The following is an 18,980-nucleotide window of genomic DNA, read 5'->3' on the forward strand; positions in this document are numbered from 1 at the left end:
AAAATGCCGATCTGGCTAAGAGCTTTCCTGTTAGAAGACTCTTAGACCAGACGGCATTTATTTTTTGCTTCGACGTGTTCGTGTATTTGAAGGTGTCGACGCTTGTGTTTTAATTAGAAATTTCAAGCGATACGGTTCATGGTAACGGACCCCGCCTTTGACAAAATCCCCGCCTACGATAAACAACCCTATGGGATTCAATGGTTCCGCTTGGCGGATCGTTCCGATCGCTTCCAGCTCGCGGTAATTTCTGCCGATCTGTAATTGATAGGTATCCCCATTGATCTGCTTGACATAATAGTAGGGATAAAGCGTATTTTCATCGATCAAGAATCCCTCTTCTTTAGTCAGGTCTCTTGTCTTGATCTCTTTTTCATCAATTAACGATTGAATATTTTCGACTAGCTTTAATTGGTAGTCTTCCTCAAAATCCACAGGCAATTCCTTCGCGTGTTCAAATGCCTTTTTCGTTTTCTTCGGCTGTTCGTTTTGAATATTAAAGGCATCATCCGGCAAGTATTTAACAAATAGCTGCGTGATATCTCCTTTTACGTTTTTATCTAAAAAGTAGTAAAAGAAATTTAAAACAAAGAAATAGACCAATCCAAGGAAAACCAATCCATAGATCACTAATTGTAAATAATTCTGATTCAACCAAAGCCCATACACGATTCTTAAAATATAAACCGTGGGTATGATGCTTAATAAGGTATAGGCACGGTTTGAATATTTGGGGCTAATATCTAAAAACCCAAGAAATTTATTCAACCCGTTAATAATATCTAACAAAATGGTCATTGATTTTCACCTGCTTCTGAACCCGCCGGTTGTTGATTCGCCGCTGGCTGCTGTTGTGTTGGTGTCGTTTGCGACTCTTCCGTTGAAGAAGGCTGCGGAGCGACAGGGGTCTCCTCTTTTGAATCCCCGTTGAACTCCCTTTGATTCGTCGCAGCAGAGCTTTCTTGACCCGAGCTGTTGGTTTCAGGGACTGCCTGACTTGATGAGCCTTCGGTAGTGACCGTGCTGGATTCATTCGGAACACTGTTGGATTCTCGAGAAGAATCACTGGTCTGCGAAGTCGTTTCAGTGGTCGGTGTCGGTGACTTCACTTGACGATAACTAGAATTATTTAAGATTCCTGTAGTCGTTGCAATCAAAATTGACAACGTCAAAAGGGCAATTGGCTTTAAAATCGGTGGCACGTTGCGCATCTGATCCTTCCTTTCTCATTGCTTTACTTAATAACTAGTTTTATCACTGGAAGGTTAGCTTTTGTTTAGGAATCTATGAAGATTTTATGTAGATTTGTAAAAAGAGGCGAGGATTATATAAAAAAAGTCAGCAATCATTGTAGATTGCTGACTCATCAGTGTAATTATTTTACTTCTTTATGCAAAGTAACTTTACGTTCGCGTGGGCAATATTTCATTTTTTCCAAACGATCAGGGTTGTTACGTTTGTTTTTGTTTGTTAGGTAGTTACGTTCTTTACAAGAAGTACATTCTAAAGTGATATTTACGCGCATGATTTTCCCTCCCTCGTTGCAGTCAGTTTTCCAAGATATTTCTCAGACTTTGATATCATACCATCTTTTTATTTTTTTGACTAGTCTTTTTGCGAATTTTGTTAAGTAGTTCTACTTGACGATTTTATAATTGGGCTTCAATGTCCTTCGCAATATCCTCCGGCTTTGTTTGGGACGCGTAGCGTTTAATCACGTTTCCTTCACGATCAACAAGAAATTTTGTGAAATTCCATTTGATGGCTTTGTTAAGTAAACCACCTTGCGCACTCTTCAAATAGCTGTACAAAGGATCTTCCTTCTCACCGTTGACATCGATCTTGCCGAATGTTTGGAACGTGGTCTGATAATTTAACTGACAAAATTCAGCTACTTCCACATCTGTCCCTGGCGCTTGATTGCCAAATTGGTTGCAGGGAAAATCTAATATTTCAAATCCGTTGTCCTTGTAGCGGTCGTATAAGTTTTGCAGACCTTCGTATTGTGGTGTAAAGCCGCAGCCCGTTGCCGTATTGACGATCAATAACACGTCGCCTTTGTAATCTGCTAAAGATTTCTCTGTTCCGTCTGTCTGTTTTACTTCGAAATTATAAACTGTCATAATTTTCACTCCTATTTATAAAAATATCTATTTATTTTTTACTTACTACTCGAGTTTTTGCGAAACCATTCATTTGCTCGTTAAACTAAAATGGCCATAGTAAAAAAATAGCCTCAATAAAGCAGCCGAACAAAAAAAGCCAAGGGACAAATGTCCCCTCGCTTTATTGTACGCCATATGTGTCCGCAAATGCATTTATTATGTCTTTTGCGATGGCCTTATTCGTATCGTCATGTTCTTCATCTAAATTCGGCAACATCACACTGATGGCGATCTGCGGTTTGTCGTAGGGTGCATATGCCACGATATTGCTGTTGATCGTACTTACATTTGGATTCCCTTCAGGTACCGTTTCTGCGGTCCCCGTTTTTGCAGCAGGGTCGATCTTAGCAGAAGCTAGATCACGTGCCGTTGTGTAAGGGTCATTGCCATGAACAGCTTGGTAAAATCCTTCGCGGATGATCCCCATTTGATCAGTGGAAATATTCACTTGGTTCAATTTTTTACCAGTGATTTCTTTTTGAAGTTCCCCTAAACCACCGCTATCGGTATTCCCATAGATGCCTTTGACAACGTGAGGAGAGATACGCGTCCCACCATTTGCGACAGTCGCAGCATATTGCGCCAACTGGATCGGCGTATACGTATCGTATTGTCCAAAGGAAAGGTCCAATAGATTCCCGCCTCCAGGGCCATTCTCTTTCCCAAACTCAGTATTCACGACCCCCGTCGCCTCATTTGGTAAATCGATTTGTGTTTTCACACCCATCCCATATTCAGCAAATGCATTTCTCAGTTTGTTATACGATTCTTTTGTCGAAGCAATTTCTGGCAAGGTCATGTTTTGCTGGTACTGCACACCTAACATTCGCAGGACAAGCTGCATCATGTATGCATTTGAGGACCATTCCAGTGCCTTCACTGTGTTTAAAGGTATCTGATTCCCTATTGCTTTATTGTAAATAGAGCCTTTTAATGACGTGCCGGACAATTTGATCGGCTGGTCGATCAACGTATCGTTTCCGCTGATCACGCCGGTTTCATAGCCCGCCGTAACCGTTCCGCCCTTCACGACAGACCCGGGAACAAAGGCATTGGTGATCGTCCCTAGCGTGTTTTCTTGCAGCGTTTTGCTGTTGGTGTCATGAGACAATCCTGACATGGCATAAATTTCGCCGGTATTTGGATTCATAGCGACGGCATAAGCACCCGGTGAATACTTGGCGACTCCGCTATCTACTAATCCTTGGTAATGCTTCCGTAAAATATCATCGACTTTTTTCTGGAAATCGGAATTGATAGTCAAGACAATGTTTGATCCCTTTTCGCCTTTTTTGATTTCCTGTTGCTTCTCAATGTTTCCTTGTTGATTTAATGTAACTTTGTACTCGCCCTTTTTCCCTTGCAGATCAGATTCATATTCTTTTTCTAAATAGCTCTTTCCGACACGATCGTTCCGCGCGTAGCCCTTTTTCAAATATTCATCCGCCACTTCCGCAGGCAAGCCTTCTTTTTCAGTAGTAATAGTTCCTAAAATACTTCTCAAAGAGCCGTCCAACGCATCGTTATACGAACGATCCCAGTCTGTCCCTGTAGACACCCCAGGCAAATCTGAGGCGTGTTCGGCAACGACAGCCAATTCTTCATCGGATACTCCTTCATTCTTGACAAAAACCGTGCTGAGTTCAGAGGCGCTATTCATTCGTTTAAAAATCGTCGCAACTTTTAGCTGCTCTTCATTTAATTGAATCTCGCTGTCCGTAACTTTATCAACCAATTTTTGATACTCATTGGTAGTATCAAGGTTTTTCTCTTTAAAGGATAACCGTTCTTCGGCTTCTTTCAAATGATCCTCATCTGCTAACCAATAATCTTTTTTATCTCGCTCAGTCAGATTTTCATCCGCTGTTACATCAATCAATTTATTGAGTTCGGTTGCCAGCTTCAGAATATCCGACGCCTTCATACTATTCCCACGGGTAAACGTGATCGCTGGATTTGGAACATTATTGACTAATGCCGTTCCCTTGGCATCGTATATTACACCACGAGGAGCATTCTCTTTTACAGTAATGGTCGTTGAGGCTTTCATTTCAGCCTTCATTTTGTCGCCTTCAACGATCTGAAGGTAGCCTAATCTTGTCACTAAAATAACAAACAATCCGAAAATGACAAAAAATAGGAAATTCAAACGAAAAGGAATATGACTTTTGTTTTGATTGCGTCCTTTTTCATCCGCAAGCTTTAATTTTTCAAATAGTTTTTTAAATGGATTCGTAAATTTCATTCATCTTTTCCTTCCACTTTGACAGTTACTTGTCTTATTGTAGCCGAAAAAGGACTTTTTCAAAAGGATTATTCCTATGACCTTTACGATAGTTTAAAAACTTTAAACTTTCCTTCCCAAATGTGACTCAGTGTTTCACGGACGCATGAAGAAATTTTAAGCAAGCAAAATTATCAGCTTAGGAAATGGTTTTTAAAATAATAGAACCCTCATTTTCTGTGAAACATTCTTTTATCTGCCTGCCTGTGGAAAACTATGGCGAATTAAACAGTGACTATTACGCAGTTTCTTTAAAAAGTTTTCCACAAATGAATCGAGTCCCTCTCAAGAAACCTAAAAATTGACTAAAAAAAGCGGTTAGTTACGCAGCGCTTCAGTTAAAAAAACGTTCGAACAACGATCGTCTTGTTTTCTTCTCTGCACCTTTCGTCCATTTCTCAAGTTCTTCAGCACTAGCCGTTCCTATCGCGACCTTCTCACGCTTCTTCTCTTCCACGTTTGCAAAATACTCGTCCCTGATACGTTGTATCTCGTCATAGGTCAACTGGTTTCGTTTCTTCCCATTCGGAATAGGGATGTAGGTATCGGGATGATGCGTTCGTTGAATAATCAAAAACTGATCAGACGTCTTGCTTTGGTTATTCACCGGATTGCTTTTCTCACTCTTTTGCTTTAGCTCGACCTGTTTATCGACAGGGAGGCTGCTTTTCCCTACTTGCCCCAAAGTAGGAACTGTGCGACTTTTCGCAGTATCCTTTGCCTCCTCTATTTTTTTCTTCTCAGGCTCCTCTGGAGAAGTGTCCTCTTCAGAAGCTCGATACTGTAAGTCGACCACTTGACCATGCCGATCAAAATCCAAGACCTCTGTGAATTTTCGGATGCCGTTGGTCTCAAAGATCGTCAACATGGTCAGCAATTGGAGCGCCCCTCGGATGTCCTCCATATCCCTCGTTGGATGCGCATTTTTCAAAATCCAGGCATGCTTTTTTCCACGTTCATCTTTAAAAAACATATGGAGCACAAATGAATGACTCGCCAATGCATCTCTTCGAGTGGGGTCTTTGTCTTTCAAGCAATCTTTATATAAACGAGCCTCTTTGGTGGTCTCATAATAATCCTTTTCTGTAGCAAACAATCGTTGAATCACCTGCTGCCAGTCACTTTGGCTAAAAAGTGCTTCAAAAAGTGGTAAAAATCGACGCATCGTCTCACAAGGGACAGAGGTCAAGAATACCTCTCGCAGCAGCTCGTGAAACAAACAAGAGAAGTCCTCCAGGATCAACGCGTTTCGAATCATGATCGCCACTGCATATTCGACTAAAGAAGCCTGATCCTTCGTTTCTTCATAGTTTTTGACTACTCGTTTTTCTAAAGTCCCTCGTTTCATATTTAGCAATTGCCGCGTTCCTAATCGCTTTGATTCCATTTGTTCACCCACTCCATTCTATCCATTATAAAAATGCGCTTTCATTTTGTTATGCTTTTTTGTTTCCTCTCTTCCAAAATACCTCTCAAGAAAGCAAAAATCTATGGGTTTTTAAAAATATCTACCCTTCTTTTTTTGTTTTTTTAAGCGATTAAAATATTTACTGCGCTGCTCTTTAAATAAATAACTGTCTCCAGCGTTTATTCCACAAAAAAAAAGTTCAAAAGACAGGTCACATCTTTTGAACTTTTTCTGTTTTTTTAGCTGCGGCTCAAATTATCAATATCGTCCTTAATAGCATCGACAAAGACATTCAAGTCTTGCACTTCTTGTTCTTCGCTTCCGTAGCGACGAACGTTGACCGTTGCATCATTGACTTCCTTGTCCCCAATTACTAATAGGTAAGGAATTTTTTGTGTTTGCGCCTGACGGATCTTGTAGCCAAGTTTTTCGTTGCGGTCATCTACTTCCACACGAACCCCTTCGCGAATCAAGCGATCTTTTACTTCATACGCGTAGTCGCCATGGTGTTCAGGAGAAACTGGTAAGATCGCGACTTGCTCTGGAGCCAACCATGTTGGGAATGCTCCTTTGTATTGTTCGATCAAGTAAGCTGTGAAGCGTTCCATTGTTGAAACGACACTGCGGTGAACAACGACTGGGCGATGTTCTTTGCCATCTTCGCCAATGTAAGTTAAGTCAAAGCGTTCAGGTAATAAGAAGTCGAATTGGATCGTTGAAAGTGTTTCTTCTGTTCCAATAGCTGTCAATACTTGAACATCTAGTTTAGGACCGTAGAACGCTGCTTCGCCATCCGCTTCAAAATAATCAAAGCCTGATTCATCCATTACTTCTTTTAACAAGCCTTGAGAAGTTTCCCACATTTCATCGTCATCAAAGTATTTTTCTGTGTTTTCAGGGTCACGGTAGCTTAAACGGAAACGGTAATCTTCGAACCCGAAGTCTTTGTAAACTTCTAAAATCAAGTCTAACGTACGACGGAATTCTTCTTTGATTTGATCTGGACGAACAAAGATATGTGCGTCGTTCATCGTCATTTCACGAACACGCTGCAAGCCTGACAATGCACCTGATTTTTCATAACGATGGTCCATGCCAAGTTCTGCTAAACGAATAGGCAATTCACGGTAAGAATGAATATGGTTTTTGTAGATCATCATGTGGTGTGGGCAGTTCATTGGACGTAAGACTAAGGATTCTTCGCCCTCACCCATGTCCATGATCGGGAACATGTCATCTTTATAATGATCCCAGTGACCAGATGTCTTGTACAAACCAGTATCTGCTAAAACAGGTGTATAGACGTGCTCATACCCCATCGAGATTTCTTTGTCTACGATGTAACGTTCGATGATACGGCGAATCGTTGCACCTTTTGGCAACCAGAAAGGCAGTCCTGAACCTACTTCTTGCGAGATCATAAACAGGTCTAATTCTTTTCCTAGTTTACGGTGGTCACGTTCTTTTGCCTCTTCACGCATTTTCAAGAAATGATCCAATTCGTCTTGTTTGAAGAAAGCAGTTCCGTAAATACGTTGCATCATTTTGTTATCAGAATTTCCGCGCCAGTAAGCACCTGCCACTGAAAGTAGTTTCACGATTTTGATTTTTCCTGTTGATGGTACGTGCGGTCCGCGGCATAGGTCTGTAAATTCGCCTTGTGTATACGCCGTGATCACTTCGTCTTCTGGAAGATCAGAAATTAATTCTACCTTATAAGGGTCGTAGCTGAAGAAATCTAAGGCCTCTTGACGACTCATGACTTTGCGTTCGATCGGTAAGTTTTCTTTGATGATCTTCTTCATTTCTTTTTCAATCGCTGGAAAATCTTCTTCGCTGAGTTGATCGCCATCTCCATTGTCTGTGTCGTAATAGAATCCAGACTCGATCGCTGGACCTACGCCGAAATGCATATTCGGGAATAAACGACGGATCGCTTGCGCCATTAGATGCGCACTTGAATGACGAACCAACGCTAATGCTTCTTCGTCACTTTCTGTCACGATTTTTAACGTTGCATCCTCTTCAATTGGTCGATTTAAATCTTCAAGTTCGCCGTTTACTACAACAGCCAACGCTTTTTTAGCTAATGAACTAGAAATACTTTTTGCAATTTCTAAACCGGTAATGCCTTTGTCAAACTCTTTTGATGATCCATCTGGAAATGAAATTTTTACCATCCTATAGGTCCCCCTTATTTGTTTTGATTGATAAAAAAAAGCCCTAGTACCGTAACGGTACTAGGACGAATAAACGTGGTTCCACCTAATCTTTGAGCAGAGTTTTCTGCTCCTCACAAGCGATAACGGCGCTGTCCGCCTCTGCATTTGTGCAGAAGTCTCAGAAAGTGGTCATTCCTTGCGCTTGTATGGAAAAGTCTCAGCCATGCTTTTCCTCTCTGATAAACAGCTTTCAAGTTCAGAAGTCTTTCTTCATCAATCAATTACAAGGTAATTATAAACACGTATTGATTTGAATTGCAAGCATTATCTTTGTTATTATTTCCATTTGCCGCCTTGGGCATATCTGTCTTTTTGCATTTCATTGATGATCACATGGATATTCTCTTTTGGTGCGCCGGCAGTTCTTGAAACTGCTTCAGTAACTTCCTCCACCATTTTAGTCAATTGCTCTTCAGATCGTCCTTCTTTTAGCTCGATGTGTACGAATGGCATTGCAAACCGCTCCTTTATTTTTTATTTCTTCCGACTTATTTTATCACAACTCCCAATGAATGGACGTTTAAAGCAATCTTTAATTTTTAAAGATTCCCCAGATATCACTAGATGAATCCCCTGCTCCAATTTTAAAACAAGCCGAGTATAACTCATTTTTATAAAAACGATAAAGTGTTCCCTTTTTACAAGACAAAATGTTATTGATAGCCCTTTCTTCGTGGTAAAGTGAGAGCATAAGAATGGAGGAACGAACATGGATATCTACTTACATTTTGACGATCAAGCAGCTGATGCCATTGCCTTTTATGAAGAAGTCTTTCACACGGAACCTGCAAATATTATGACATTTGGTCAAATGCCCCATGATGAAGAACATCCCGTTGATGAAGCCGTCAAAGAGTTGGTCCTCAACGCGAACTTGAAAATCAACGGTACGAACGTCATGATCTCTGACAGTCCTAAAGGGATGGCGCCTCCGATCGCCGTCGGAAATAACGTAGCCTTGGTTTATGATGCAGAGACCGCGGAAGAAGCCTCGGAGATTTTTATGAAGCTCTCTGAAAATGGCGCTATTTTATTGCCTCTTGAAAAAACATTTTGGGCAGAGCTTTACGGGATGGTCAAAGATTCCTACGGCATCAATTGGCATATAAATCTTTATAGCTAAAGAAAGGAGGGCTTACACATGGAACAGCAATTTGGGTGTTGTTTGTGGTTTGATGGACATATCCATGAAGCGGCACTGTTTTATACAGGCATTTTTGAGGATAGCACCCTCCTCAACGAAACGCACTTCATCACCGATGAACATGGGACGATCGGGGATTTATTGACCGCGACAGTAGAATTGGCCGGTTGCGAATTTCTATTACTGAACGGCGGCGATACATTCAAGCCGACGCCAGCAATCTCTTATGTCGTCAACTGTGAAAACGAAGAACAGCTCACGACGGTATGGCAGCAGTTGAATCATGATGGAAAAACATTGATGCCGCTGACAGACTATCCCGAGCTAGGTATGTTTGGCTGGACGACGGACCGGTATGGCTTCTCTTGGCAAGTTCGTTTAGGGGAAAATTTACAGACGATCGTTCCCTGCATCTTGTTCGGCAACGACAATTATGGCTTGGCACAGGCGGCGATCGATGAATGGATCGCCGCCTTCGGAGGAAAACAAACGTTTGTCATCAAGGGAAAAGAAGAACGGTTGCGGGCCTCTGGCTTTCAACTTCGCGGGCAAGACTTGATCATAATGGATAGCCCCGATGAACAGGACTTTGATTTTACGATGGGCAATTCCTTTTACTTCTATTTTAAAGACCAATCCGACATCGACCACGCCTGGGACGCGATCACTCCAGAAGGAAACGAGTGGGCATGCGGCTGGATGGAAGACCGCTATGGGATTTATTGGCAAACGGTCAATCAAGACTTGCTTGACTGGACCAATGACCCCGATCCAGAAAAGGCGCGGCGAGCGACACAAGAAATGTATAAAATGAAAAAGATTGATCTTGCTCAAATCAAGCGTGCACACGACGGAACGCTTTGATCCATTGAATATCCTCTTTGATTTTCCAAAGAAGCGTGGGGCGTGTTTCAAATTAAAGGCTGATTTCATTTCTAGTGAAATCAGCCTTTTGCGTCTCTTTACCCTTATGTGCTATACTATTATGCTGTTATAAACAGTTGAGGGAAAAACAAAGGGGGATGCTCAATGACTGCAAGAGAATATGAACAAGAGCACGTCCATCAAACAAGCGCTTTGATCCAACAAGAAATTGCTTTTTTGGACAACCAAAAGAAAGAGACGAAATCAAAATTTGATTCTGACATGTTAGAAAATGCGGGTCAAAGAATTCAAGGCGGCTCTTTCGAAGCATTAGCCGATACAATGGCCGAAACAAGACAGCATGAAGCGGAATTACTTGTTCGCTATCAAACATTTGCTTCACAAGAAAAGCGCCAAAAAGTTTTGAAATTAATGGGAAACAATCCCTACTTCGCGCGAATCGATTTCAAAGAAGATCAGGAACAAGAAACACTTTATTTAGGAATTGCTTCTTTACGAGACACGAAAGAAGAAACAGTGGTCATCGACTGGCGGGCACCTATTGCCAACCTTTATTATGAAGGAACTCTGGGACAGACTGAATATGAAGCCCACGTTGCCATTATCCCTATAGAATTACTATTGAAACGACAATTTAAAATTCGGGAAGGGCAAATCCTTTCCATGGTCGATACCTCCGAAGCCATCAATGATGACTTTCTGTTAGAAATTTTAGATGAGGCTTCTTCGAATCATATGAAGAACATCGTAGCGACGATCCAACGCTCGCAAAACGAGATCATTCGTGACACCAGAAGCAAAGTATTAGTTGTTGAAGGGATCGCCGGCAGCGGAAAAACATCTGCGCTGCTTCAACGTGTCGCTTACCTGCTTTACCATAACCGGAAATGGTTAGACAACGAACAAGTCCTGTTGTTTTCTCCAAACCATATTTTTTCTGACTATATTTCGACCGTCTTACCTTCTCTTGGTGAAAGCGGGATTCCAACCGAAACCTTCAAAACCTTTTTAAGTGCGTTGCTTCCTACCTATCAAATCCACACTGAAGAAAGTCATGAAGAAGTCTTTCTTTCTGGTCAGGATGATCGGGTTCTCCGCGCAAAAAGCAGTTTTGCCGTCGTTCAGGAACTTTATCGTTACGTCGAACGAATCACAGAATTCGGTCCGCTATTTCGTGATCTCAAACTAAAACAAGAGGTTTTGATCTCTAAAAAACAAATTCGCAACTGGTACCAAGAAGCCAATCCAGAGTTGCCGATGTATCAACGGATGCAGCTTTTGCAAACCAAACTTTTGAAAAAAATCGGCGGCTTAGAAAAAGACGAAATGAAAAAAGACTGGGTCAAAAAAGAGGCCGATGAATTAGTCGATGCGTTGTTCGTCAACAATCCTGATATGGAAGATTCTGAAAAAGCCGAGCGCCGCCTGCGCCGTCAGATGGCACAAAAAGTCGTGCGCAAAAAAATGCGTCCGATCCGCAGACAGATCACGCGTTATGGTTTCGTGAATTACGCCAAGCAATACCTGCATTTTTTACAAAGTGTACCTAAACACTTGCTGGAAAAATACGAGTTGACTCACGAGAATTGGACAGCCATGCTCGAGGAACTACTGGGAGATTTCAAGAAAAAAGATATTAGCCTGGAAGACGGCACCTTAATGTTCCTGTTGATGAAGTCGATCCATCCTTTAGAGGTGAAACAAAAAGCGCGATTTATTTTTATTGATGAGATGCAGGATTTTTCACCTGCTCAAGTCGCCTTACTGCGTCACCTGTATCCAAAAGCAACCTATACCTTGTGTGGGGATTTGAATCAAAAGGTTTTCGGAAATGAAAGTATGGTCCATTCGCTGGGACAGATTTTCCCAGATCAAGCGTTGACCCATTTTGAATTGACGACCAGCTATCGATCCACTGAAGAAATCACTCATTTTGCCAATCAGTTCTTAACGCAGGAAAATCGGGTGGAATTGACTGCTCGTGTCGGTGATCTGCCAAAAATTTATTATGCGAATGAAACCCGACAAATGGTCGATAGCCTGATCCGTCAAATCGAGGAAACCGCAGAGATGGCAAAATATTGGCGAACCGCCATCATCGCAAAAACGGTGGAGGAATGTCAGGATCTGTATAATCAGTTGTCTCCTGAACAGCAATCACAGGTTCAATTGCTAACGGATGAGGAAGACTTCATGAAGAAGAGTTTGATCATCATTCCGACGTATTTGGCGAAAGGGTTAGAATTTGACCGTGTATTTGCTTGGAATATTTCTCCTGAAAATTACCATACAGAACAGGACAAATTGATCCTATATACAGTCTGCACGCGGGCCATGCACGAATTGAACCTGCTCGTTATCGGTCAAAGAAGCCCATTACTAGAAATGATTCCCGAAACACTCTATCGACAAGAAGCTTTAGACTAAACAAAAAAACAGCCGCTTAAATCTAAAAAGATTTAAGCGGCTATTTGTTAGTCTTCTAATTCAACGTTATGATAAATTTGTTGAACATCTTCCAATTCATCCAACACATCGATCATTTTTTCAAATTTCTCTAGGTCGTCTCCCGTCAAGGTGACTTCACTTTGCGGGATCATTTGCATTTCCGCAACAGAGAATTCTGAAATGCCTTTTTCCTTTAACGCTTCTTGAATCGCATTGAAGTCTTCAGGTTCGCCGTAAACGATGATTTGTCCTTCTTCATCTACAACATCGCGAACGTCGATTTCTTTGTCCATCAAGTATTCCAACACTTCATCTGCATCTTCGCCGGCAAAACCAAACAAAGCCGTGTTGTCGAACATATACGCGACCGCACCAGACACACCCATGTTTCCGCCATTTTTACCAAAAGCAGCACGTACATCTGAAGCTGTCCGATTCACGTTGTTCGTCAACGCATCTACGATAACCATTGATCCATTTGGACCAAAGCCTTCATAACGGAGTTCTTGGAATGTTTCATCGCCAGAACCTTTCGCTTTTTCAATAGCTCGATCAATAATATGTTTTGGTACATTGTACGTTTTCGCCCGTTCAATAACGAAACGCAATTTTTGATTGGCGTGAGGATCAGGCTCACCTGATTTTGCTGCCGCGTAGATCTCGATTCCAAATTTAGCGTAAATTTTACTGTTGTTTGCATCCTTCGCAGTTTTCTTTGCTACGATATTCGCCCATTTACGTCCCATGTTTTCACTTCTCTTTCGTTAATTTCATACTTTCTCATTATAACGACTCACCTGCACTTTGAAAAGTTTTTTTTAGAGGCGAATCGGAAATCGCCCGATCGTCTGTTCCATTGGGTGAATCAGTTGATACACTTGATCCGCTCGATACGTCAAAAAATGCTGCTCTTTCTCTTTCTGTCCGATCTTGGCCGCTACTGGCAAGGAAAATTCTTTTTTTCTTTTATTCAAATACGCCTGCCCTTTTTCAGTAAAGCCCAAGATATGCAGCATGGATCGTTCCTGCTCGGCTCGGATTTCTTCTTCTTTGACTTGCAGCAGAACGTAGGTCAATAGGCGTTGCAGACGCGGTTGCGTGTAACGCTTCGTGCTGATGGCCTGCAAGTATTCCGAAAAATCTTTTACTTTTTGCTCAACTAAACGATGCTCTAGCCCTTCACGCATTTGATAGATTCCACGAAGGCTGTCTAAAGAATCGGCCCGCAATTGATACTCTAAGTACGGCCAAAAATCGGACCAGGAAATACGTGTTTTTTTTAATTCTTCTAAAGTGGCCGCGGGGACAAAGGAAGAGACGTCCTCATCCGCCAAAACCGCCTGTCGAATGCCCGTAGCACTAGCGAAGGTGTTCTCAACCAACGTCTCCTCATGGTAGCCTTGATCTTTTCTTGCCAAGGGGAAAATCGCCATCGGCTGCGGGTATTGCGCATTTTCCTTCGCGTAACTTAATCCGAGGATATGATTAGGTGGAAAATTCTTGGCCTTCGGATACAGCTGCGAAACGACTTCCGCCATTTTTTCCGGATAGCTCCAGCCAATCGGCAATTCATGGAACAATCGATCGATGCTTGCTTTCTCCTCAATAAAGAACCGACCATAATCCGCATAATCAAAATCAGACTCGCTGTCTGTGCCGAAGCATAATGCATCACACTTCAAAGCATGCAATAGCTTGATGCTTCCTTTTGCGAAATAATCCGCAGACTGAACCGCCCAAGAAAACGGCAATTCAACCACGAGATCAACCCCATTTTCCAATGCTGCTTGGGCCCGCGCCCATTTGTCCATGATCGCTGGTTCGCCCCGCTGCAAAAAATTGCCGCTCATCACCGCGACAACGACATCTGCTCCGCTCAATTCACGCGCCTTTTCCGCATGATACCGATGCCCATTATGAAATGGATTGTATTCCACCACGATTCCACAACTCCGCATCTCCATCCCCCTTTCATTTACTATAGCCGTATTTTGATCCAGCCTTTTATCAAATGAATTGTCAAAAAAAACCGAGATCTCTCTCGGTTATTTCTGACATACAAAAAACCAGCGTTTGCTTGTTTCGTTTGGTTCTTCATCTGTAAAATCTGCAAAGACTTCTGTTTTAAACCCAACTTCAGTCAACATTTTTTTGTACGTTTCTAGCGGATACGTCCGCTCCTTGTGCAATTCATCGAAACGCTCAAAAAGTTCACCGTCTCTTTTTACAAAGAATGTCAAAAAGTGCTCAATACTGTGGCTCGAATCCCCCGGATAGCTATCCCAAAGAAAAGCAAATTCCTCTGTCTGATCATGAAAGCTATACTCAGGAAATACGTCATCCACTTGATGGGTAGAATGAACATCAAAAATAAATGTTCCTGAATCTTTCAATAACTGATAGACCCCTTCAAATACCTGCTTGACCTGTACGGCATCTGGCATGTAGCACAGCGAATCAGAAAAACAAGTGACTGCTTGATATTCGCCAATATCCGTTAGATCTAGCATGTCTCCAGCAATCCAATTAACTGAGACACCCGCTTGAAGCCCACGGTCACTAGCCAATGTCAGCATTTCCTCTGATAGGTCTAACCCAGTCACATCAAAACCCTTTTGAGCAAATTCCACAGCTAACGCACCTGTTCCGCACGCCAGCTCCAAAATTTGATTCGTCGCGACGGGGAAATGGCGCAATGAAAAATCCAACCATTGCTGATACAAAGAATCATCCATTACCTCATCATAAACAAAAGCAAAGGTTTCATACGCCATTAATCCAACCACGCCTCGATGTTTTCAAGTGGTGCATCCGACCATAATTTTTCTAAATTATAAAATTCACGCTCTGACGTACTAAACACATGGACGATCACATCGCCTAAGTCGATCAAGACCCATTTTCCGCCATCTTTTCCTTCTACACGCTTCACTTCAACGTGCGCTTCTTCTTCCTTGTCTACAACTTCATCAACGATCGCATTGATTTGACGATCAGAATTTGCGGAACAAATCAAGAAATAATCCGCCAACAATGAAACTTGAGAAACATCCAATGCCACGATATCAACCGCACGTTTTGCATCGGCTGCCTTCACGGCGATTTCTAACATATTCTTACTATCTATGATAATTCTCCTCCTTATAATTCAAACGAAACCATTAATTACTTAGTGTATACCAGCGACCCAGCGATTGTAGGTTTCAATCGTTTTGGGATAAACTGGTGTTTCTGACTCAATTAAATGAGCCAACGTGTGCTTTGTCTCAAATGCAACAGCTTGATCCAAGTCGCTAAATGCGATCACGCGTGCATCTTCGAACCCGGGAAAATTTCTGCCCGGTTCAATATAATCTGCCACATAGATGATCTTATCCAGCAAAGACATTTCTGCCGCTCCCGTCGTATGAAGACGAATCGCAGTCAGAATTTCGTCATCGGAGATCTTTAACTCCTGACGAACAAAATCCGCTCCAACAAGCCCATGCCAGATCGCATTGCCGTATTTTAACAGCTCCGCCTTCTCTTCATAGTCTCCTTGATCAATTGCCAATTCAAATTCTTCATCCGAGCGTTCTTTTGCATAGTCATGGGTCAACGCAGCAATGCTCGCTTTTTCTAGTGAAGCTCCGAAACGCTCTGCTAAAGCAATCGCTGTCTCCTCCACACCTAATACATGTTGGAAACGACGCTCACTCATTCGCATCTGAACGGCCTGCATCAATGCTTCCCGTTCCATGGCTGTATAGGTTCTACTATATTTCATCCAGATACAATCCTTCTTCCGATATATATTCCCGAACCCGGTCAGGCACAAGATAACGAATCGAACATCCCTGTTTTACTTGTTTTCGGATATACGACGACGACAACTGAATCTCAGGAACGTCCACCCAAATAATCGGATAGGGACTTTCTAACGCAAACCCTGCACGCTTCACGCCAACAAAGTTCACAAGCCGCACCAATTCCTCGATTCGATGCCATTTTGGTAAATACGCTACCTCATCGCCGCCGATAATAAAATAATACTCTGTGTCAGGATTTTCTGTTGTCAATTCCAGCATTGTATCGATCGTATAGCTTTTACCCTTTCGTGCCAATTCCCTTGTATCAACCGACAAAAAAGCATTGTCTTCGATCGCACGTTGGACCATGGCCAACCGATGTTTGCTATCGATCGTTTTCTTTTCATCCACGTGTGGAGGCAGGTAACTTGGTAGCAGATGCACTTCATCGAATCCCAACTTTTGCCCGACCTGCTCCGCGATCATTAAGTGCGCGTGATGAATCGGATTAAAATTCCCACCCAACAGTCCTACCTGCTTTTTCGGCATAGTAGTATCCGTCATTGGTTCAACTTTTGGAATTGTTAAGACATCTTGGTACACCCGTTATTCCCCCTTGTTTTCTGAAAAAGAAGCTTAAATACTTTTAACCTCTTTTGATATTTTTTGATATTTTTCTTTGCTTGACGCTTTGTATAAAACCAATACACGACCAATGATCTGAACGATGTCACAATGGATTTTTTCTTCCAATACATGTGCCACATCTTCTGCGATCTCATCGGTATTTTGCAATAAATTGATTTTGATCAATTCTCTTTTTTCCAAAGCTTCATTGATTTGAACGATCACGGCCTCATTGATCCCGTTTTTACCGATTTGGAAAATCGGTTGTAGGTGATGGGCCTGACTACGTAAAAACCGTTTTTGTTTTCCTCTTAATTCCATTGATACTCCCCTTAATTGGATAATAATTTTTTAAATCAGCGCTTTTCGGGTCAGCACATCGACCCCTTTTGGCGCCCAGCCGGCAACTACTGCTGGTTTTGATACAGTGACCCAGCCTAGCCCAGCAAAAACAATGTCTGTTTTTTCTTTGATCGAGAACTCAAAACGAACAAGCGCTGGGAAATCCTCTACTTCATCAGGACGTGGTGGTTGCAGCAAGCCGCCTACATGCTTCTCATAAAAAGCATCAGCCTTCTCCAGCTTTGTCCGATGCGGTTCAATGTCATTGGAAACATACGTAATGAAAGACGCACGATCCCCCTGAATGAAATCAAAACGAGCCAAACCACCTAAAAACAGTGTCTGACCAGCATTCAACTGATAGACCTTTGGCTTGATTTCTTTGTGGGGTGCAATGATCTTCAAGTCTTTCTTTCCAAGATAATGGGCCATTTGATGACGGTGGATGATCCCTGGTGTATCAAACATAAATTGACCATCATCCAACGGAATCTCGATCTTATCCAATGTTGTACCCGGAAATTGCGAGGTGGTGATCAAGTCTTGAACACCCGCCGTTTGCTTGATGATTTGGTTGATCAATGTAGACTTTCCAACATTGGTGACACCAACAACATACACATCGCGTCCGTCGCGGTATTCTTCGATTTTCTCTAACAACTCCGTCATTTCATTTGGTTTCCGTGCACTGGTCAATAAGATATCGACAGGGCGTAGTCCTTCTTCATGTGCACGTTCACGCATCCATTGGGTTAATTTTCCGCGTTTCAATGATTTAGGCAGCAAATCGACCTTGTTCCCTACTAATAAGACAGGATTGTCTCCAACAAATCGATGTAGACCAGGTATCAACGAACCATTGAAATCAAAAATATCCACCACATTAACAATCAAAGCATCTGCTTTGCCAAGTTCATTCAATAAGCGCAAGAAATCATCGTCTGTTAACGAAACATCTTGGATCTCATTGTAATGACGAAGACGGAAACAACGTTGGCAGTATACTTCGCCGTTTTCCAATCCTTTTTCTAAAGCCGATTGCGGTGTATAGCCCAATTCATTTGGGTGTTCTGTCTGAATCTTCGCGCCGCAGCCGATACAAAATAATTCTTCTTCCATTTATAGTTCACTCTTCCATTTCATCTCAGGATCTTTGCGTAATAAAATGTGCATCACACGACGTTCAAAAAAGCGATTGATCCGGGTATTCCAGCCATCCGTATCGAGGATCGGACGCACAAGAATACTCCGAATACCCGCTGCACTTGCTCCGCGAATATCGGTCATCACTTGATCACCGATCATGACGATCTCCTCTTTTGAAACGCCTAATTGTTTCTGCGCATTGATAATTCCTAACGAAAAAGGCTTCATTGCTCGAGAGACAAAGTCCAATTTAAAGCTTTCAAGAGCTTTTGCTACACGACTAGCCTTGTTATTTGAAACAACAACGACAGGGATGCCCGCCTCGTCCATCATCTTTAACCAATCAATCAACTCTTTTGTTCCATTAGGGTTGTTCCAAGCGATCAACGTGTTATCTAGATCTGTCAGTACGGCTTTGAATCCATGTGCCTTTAATTGTTCTGGGGTTATTTGATAAATGGCTTCGACCATCCACGTAGGTTTGTATTTGTCTAACATGGCAACTCCTATATCCTTATTTT

Annotated in this window: 20 protein-coding genes; 3 read left to right on the forward strand and 17 right to left on the reverse strand. The window is 42.2% G+C overall.

Translation table 11 applies throughout. The annotated features are described in order from the left end of the window. Positions 1-57 precede the first annotated feature (57 nt). From IGI66_RS09280 to IGI66_RS09315, 8 genes are all read right to left on the reverse strand, one after another. Positions 58-798: a DUF6681 family protein gene (locus IGI66_RS09280; RefSeq protein WP_314579041.1), complete on the reverse strand. Its 741-nt coding sequence runs from the start codon at positions 796-798 to the stop codon at positions 58-60. Beyond that, positions 795-1,211: a hypothetical protein gene (locus tag IGI66_RS09285; RefSeq protein ID WP_314579043.1), complete on the reverse strand. Its 417-nt coding sequence runs from the start codon at positions 1,209-1,211 to the stop codon at positions 795-797. Before IGI66_RS09285 ends, IGI66_RS09280 begins: the two co-directional genes overlap by 4 nt. Before the next feature lie 164 nt (positions 1,212-1,375). Further along, complete coding sequence (gene rpmG / locus IGI66_RS09290) at positions 1,376-1,525, reverse strand: 50S ribosomal protein L33 (protein WP_010740369.1); 150 nt, start codon at positions 1,523-1,525, stop codon at positions 1,376-1,378. Between the two features lie 124 nt (positions 1,526-1,649). After that, positions 1,650-2,123, reverse strand: coding sequence for a glutathione peroxidase (locus tag IGI66_RS09295; RefSeq protein WP_314579050.1), 474 nt, complete (start codon positions 2,121-2,123; stop codon positions 1,650-1,652). A 163-nt stretch (positions 2,124-2,286) separates the two neighbouring features. After that, the gene (locus IGI66_RS09300; RefSeq protein WP_438848664.1) at positions 2,287-4,410 is read right to left on the reverse strand and encodes a peptidoglycan D,D-transpeptidase FtsI family protein; all 2,124 of its coding nucleotides are present in this window, start codon (positions 4,408-4,410) and stop codon (positions 2,287-2,289) included. Positions 4,411-4,783: 373 nt separating this feature from the next. Then, positions 4,784-5,836: a hypothetical protein gene (locus tag IGI66_RS09305; RefSeq protein WP_438848666.1), complete on the reverse strand. Its 1,053-nt coding sequence runs from the start codon at positions 5,834-5,836 to the stop codon at positions 4,784-4,786. Between the two features lie 260 nt (positions 5,837-6,096). Further along, positions 6,097-8,037: a threonine--tRNA ligase gene (gene thrS, locus IGI66_RS09310; RefSeq protein ID WP_367378174.1), complete on the reverse strand. Its 1,941-nt coding sequence runs from the start codon at positions 8,035-8,037 to the stop codon at positions 6,097-6,099. A gap of 318 nt (positions 8,038-8,355) precedes the next feature. Continuing rightward, positions 8,356-8,532 carry a 2-hydroxymuconate tautomerase gene (locus IGI66_RS09315; RefSeq protein ID WP_010780327.1) on the reverse strand — a complete coding sequence of 59 codons (177 nt, stop codon included), beginning with the start codon at positions 8,530-8,532 and terminating at the stop codon, positions 8,356-8,358. Positions 8,533-8,788: 256 nt separating this feature from the next. Between IGI66_RS09315 and IGI66_RS09320 the strand changes: the two genes are divergently transcribed. From IGI66_RS09320 to helD, 3 genes are all read left to right on the forward strand, one after another. Then, complete coding sequence (locus tag IGI66_RS09320) at positions 8,789-9,202, forward strand: VOC family protein (RefSeq protein WP_438848668.1); 414 nt, start codon at positions 8,789-8,791, stop codon at positions 9,200-9,202. A gap of 18 nt (positions 9,203-9,220) precedes the next feature. Further along, the gene (locus IGI66_RS09325; protein ID WP_431379659.1) at positions 9,221-10,087 is read left to right on the forward strand and encodes a VOC family protein; all 867 of its coding nucleotides are present in this window, start codon (positions 9,221-9,223) and stop codon (positions 10,085-10,087) included. Positions 10,088-10,252: 165 nt separating this feature from the next. After that, positions 10,253-12,535, forward strand: a complete 2,283-nt coding sequence (gene helD, locus IGI66_RS09330; protein ID WP_438848671.1) for an RNA polymerase recycling motor HelD — start codon at positions 10,253-10,255, stop codon at positions 12,533-12,535. Between the two features lie 47 nt (positions 12,536-12,582). Here the strand turns inward: helD and IGI66_RS09335 are convergent, their stop codons facing one another. The 9 genes from IGI66_RS09335 to IGI66_RS09375 all read right to left on the reverse strand — a co-directional run bounded on the left by IGI66_RS09335 (position 12,583) and on the right by IGI66_RS09375 (position 18,957). Continuing rightward, positions 12,583-13,302 (reverse strand): YebC/PmpR family DNA-binding transcriptional regulator, encoded by a 720-nt coding sequence (locus IGI66_RS09335; RefSeq protein ID WP_114524647.1) that lies wholly within the window; start codon positions 13,300-13,302, stop codon positions 12,583-12,585. Positions 13,303-13,374: 72 nt separating this feature from the next. Then, positions 13,375-14,514: a nucleotidyltransferase gene (locus IGI66_RS09340; protein WP_438848673.1), complete on the reverse strand. Its 1,140-nt coding sequence runs from the start codon at positions 14,512-14,514 to the stop codon at positions 13,375-13,377. 87 nt (positions 14,515-14,601) lie between these two features. Then, complete coding sequence (locus IGI66_RS09345) at positions 14,602-15,330, reverse strand: class I SAM-dependent DNA methyltransferase (RefSeq protein ID WP_086303553.1); 729 nt, start codon at positions 15,328-15,330, stop codon at positions 14,602-14,604. Beyond that, on the reverse strand, positions 15,330-15,686 hold the full coding sequence (gene rsfS, locus IGI66_RS09350; protein WP_288226247.1) for a ribosome silencing factor: 357 nt from the start codon (positions 15,684-15,686) through the stop codon (positions 15,330-15,332). The genes IGI66_RS09345 and rsfS overlap by 1 nt, the downstream gene beginning before the upstream one ends. Positions 15,687-15,725: 39 nt before the next feature. Further along, positions 15,726-16,322: a bis(5'-nucleosyl)-tetraphosphatase (symmetrical) YqeK gene (gene yqeK / locus IGI66_RS09355; RefSeq protein WP_438848675.1), complete on the reverse strand. Its 597-nt coding sequence runs from the start codon at positions 16,320-16,322 to the stop codon at positions 15,726-15,728. Beyond that, complete coding sequence (locus tag IGI66_RS09360; protein WP_044926531.1) at positions 16,312-16,908, reverse strand: nicotinate-nucleotide adenylyltransferase; 597 nt, start codon at positions 16,906-16,908, stop codon at positions 16,312-16,314. The genes yqeK and IGI66_RS09360 overlap by 11 nt, the downstream gene beginning before the upstream one ends. Before the next feature lie 72 nt (positions 16,909-16,980). Further along, positions 16,981-17,292, reverse strand: a complete 312-nt coding sequence (gene yhbY / locus IGI66_RS09365; RefSeq protein ID WP_010780317.1) for a ribosome assembly RNA-binding protein YhbY — start codon at positions 17,290-17,292, stop codon at positions 16,981-16,983. Between the two features lie 30 nt (positions 17,293-17,322). Beyond that, on the reverse strand, positions 17,323-18,432 hold the full coding sequence (gene yqeH / locus IGI66_RS09370; RefSeq protein WP_086303551.1) for a ribosome biogenesis GTPase YqeH: 1,110 nt from the start codon (positions 18,430-18,432) through the stop codon (positions 17,323-17,325). Beyond that, a complete protein-coding gene (locus IGI66_RS09375; RefSeq protein WP_010780315.1) occupies positions 18,433-18,957 on the reverse strand; it encodes a YqeG family HAD IIIA-type phosphatase in 525 nt (174 codons plus the stop codon). Positions 18,958-18,980 lie beyond the last annotated feature (23 nt).

The organism is Enterococcus sp. AZ048 (assembly GCF_051715125.1).
Taxonomy (GTDB): Bacteria; Bacillota; Bacilli; order Lactobacillales; family Enterococcaceae; genus Enterococcus_A; species Enterococcus_A gilvus.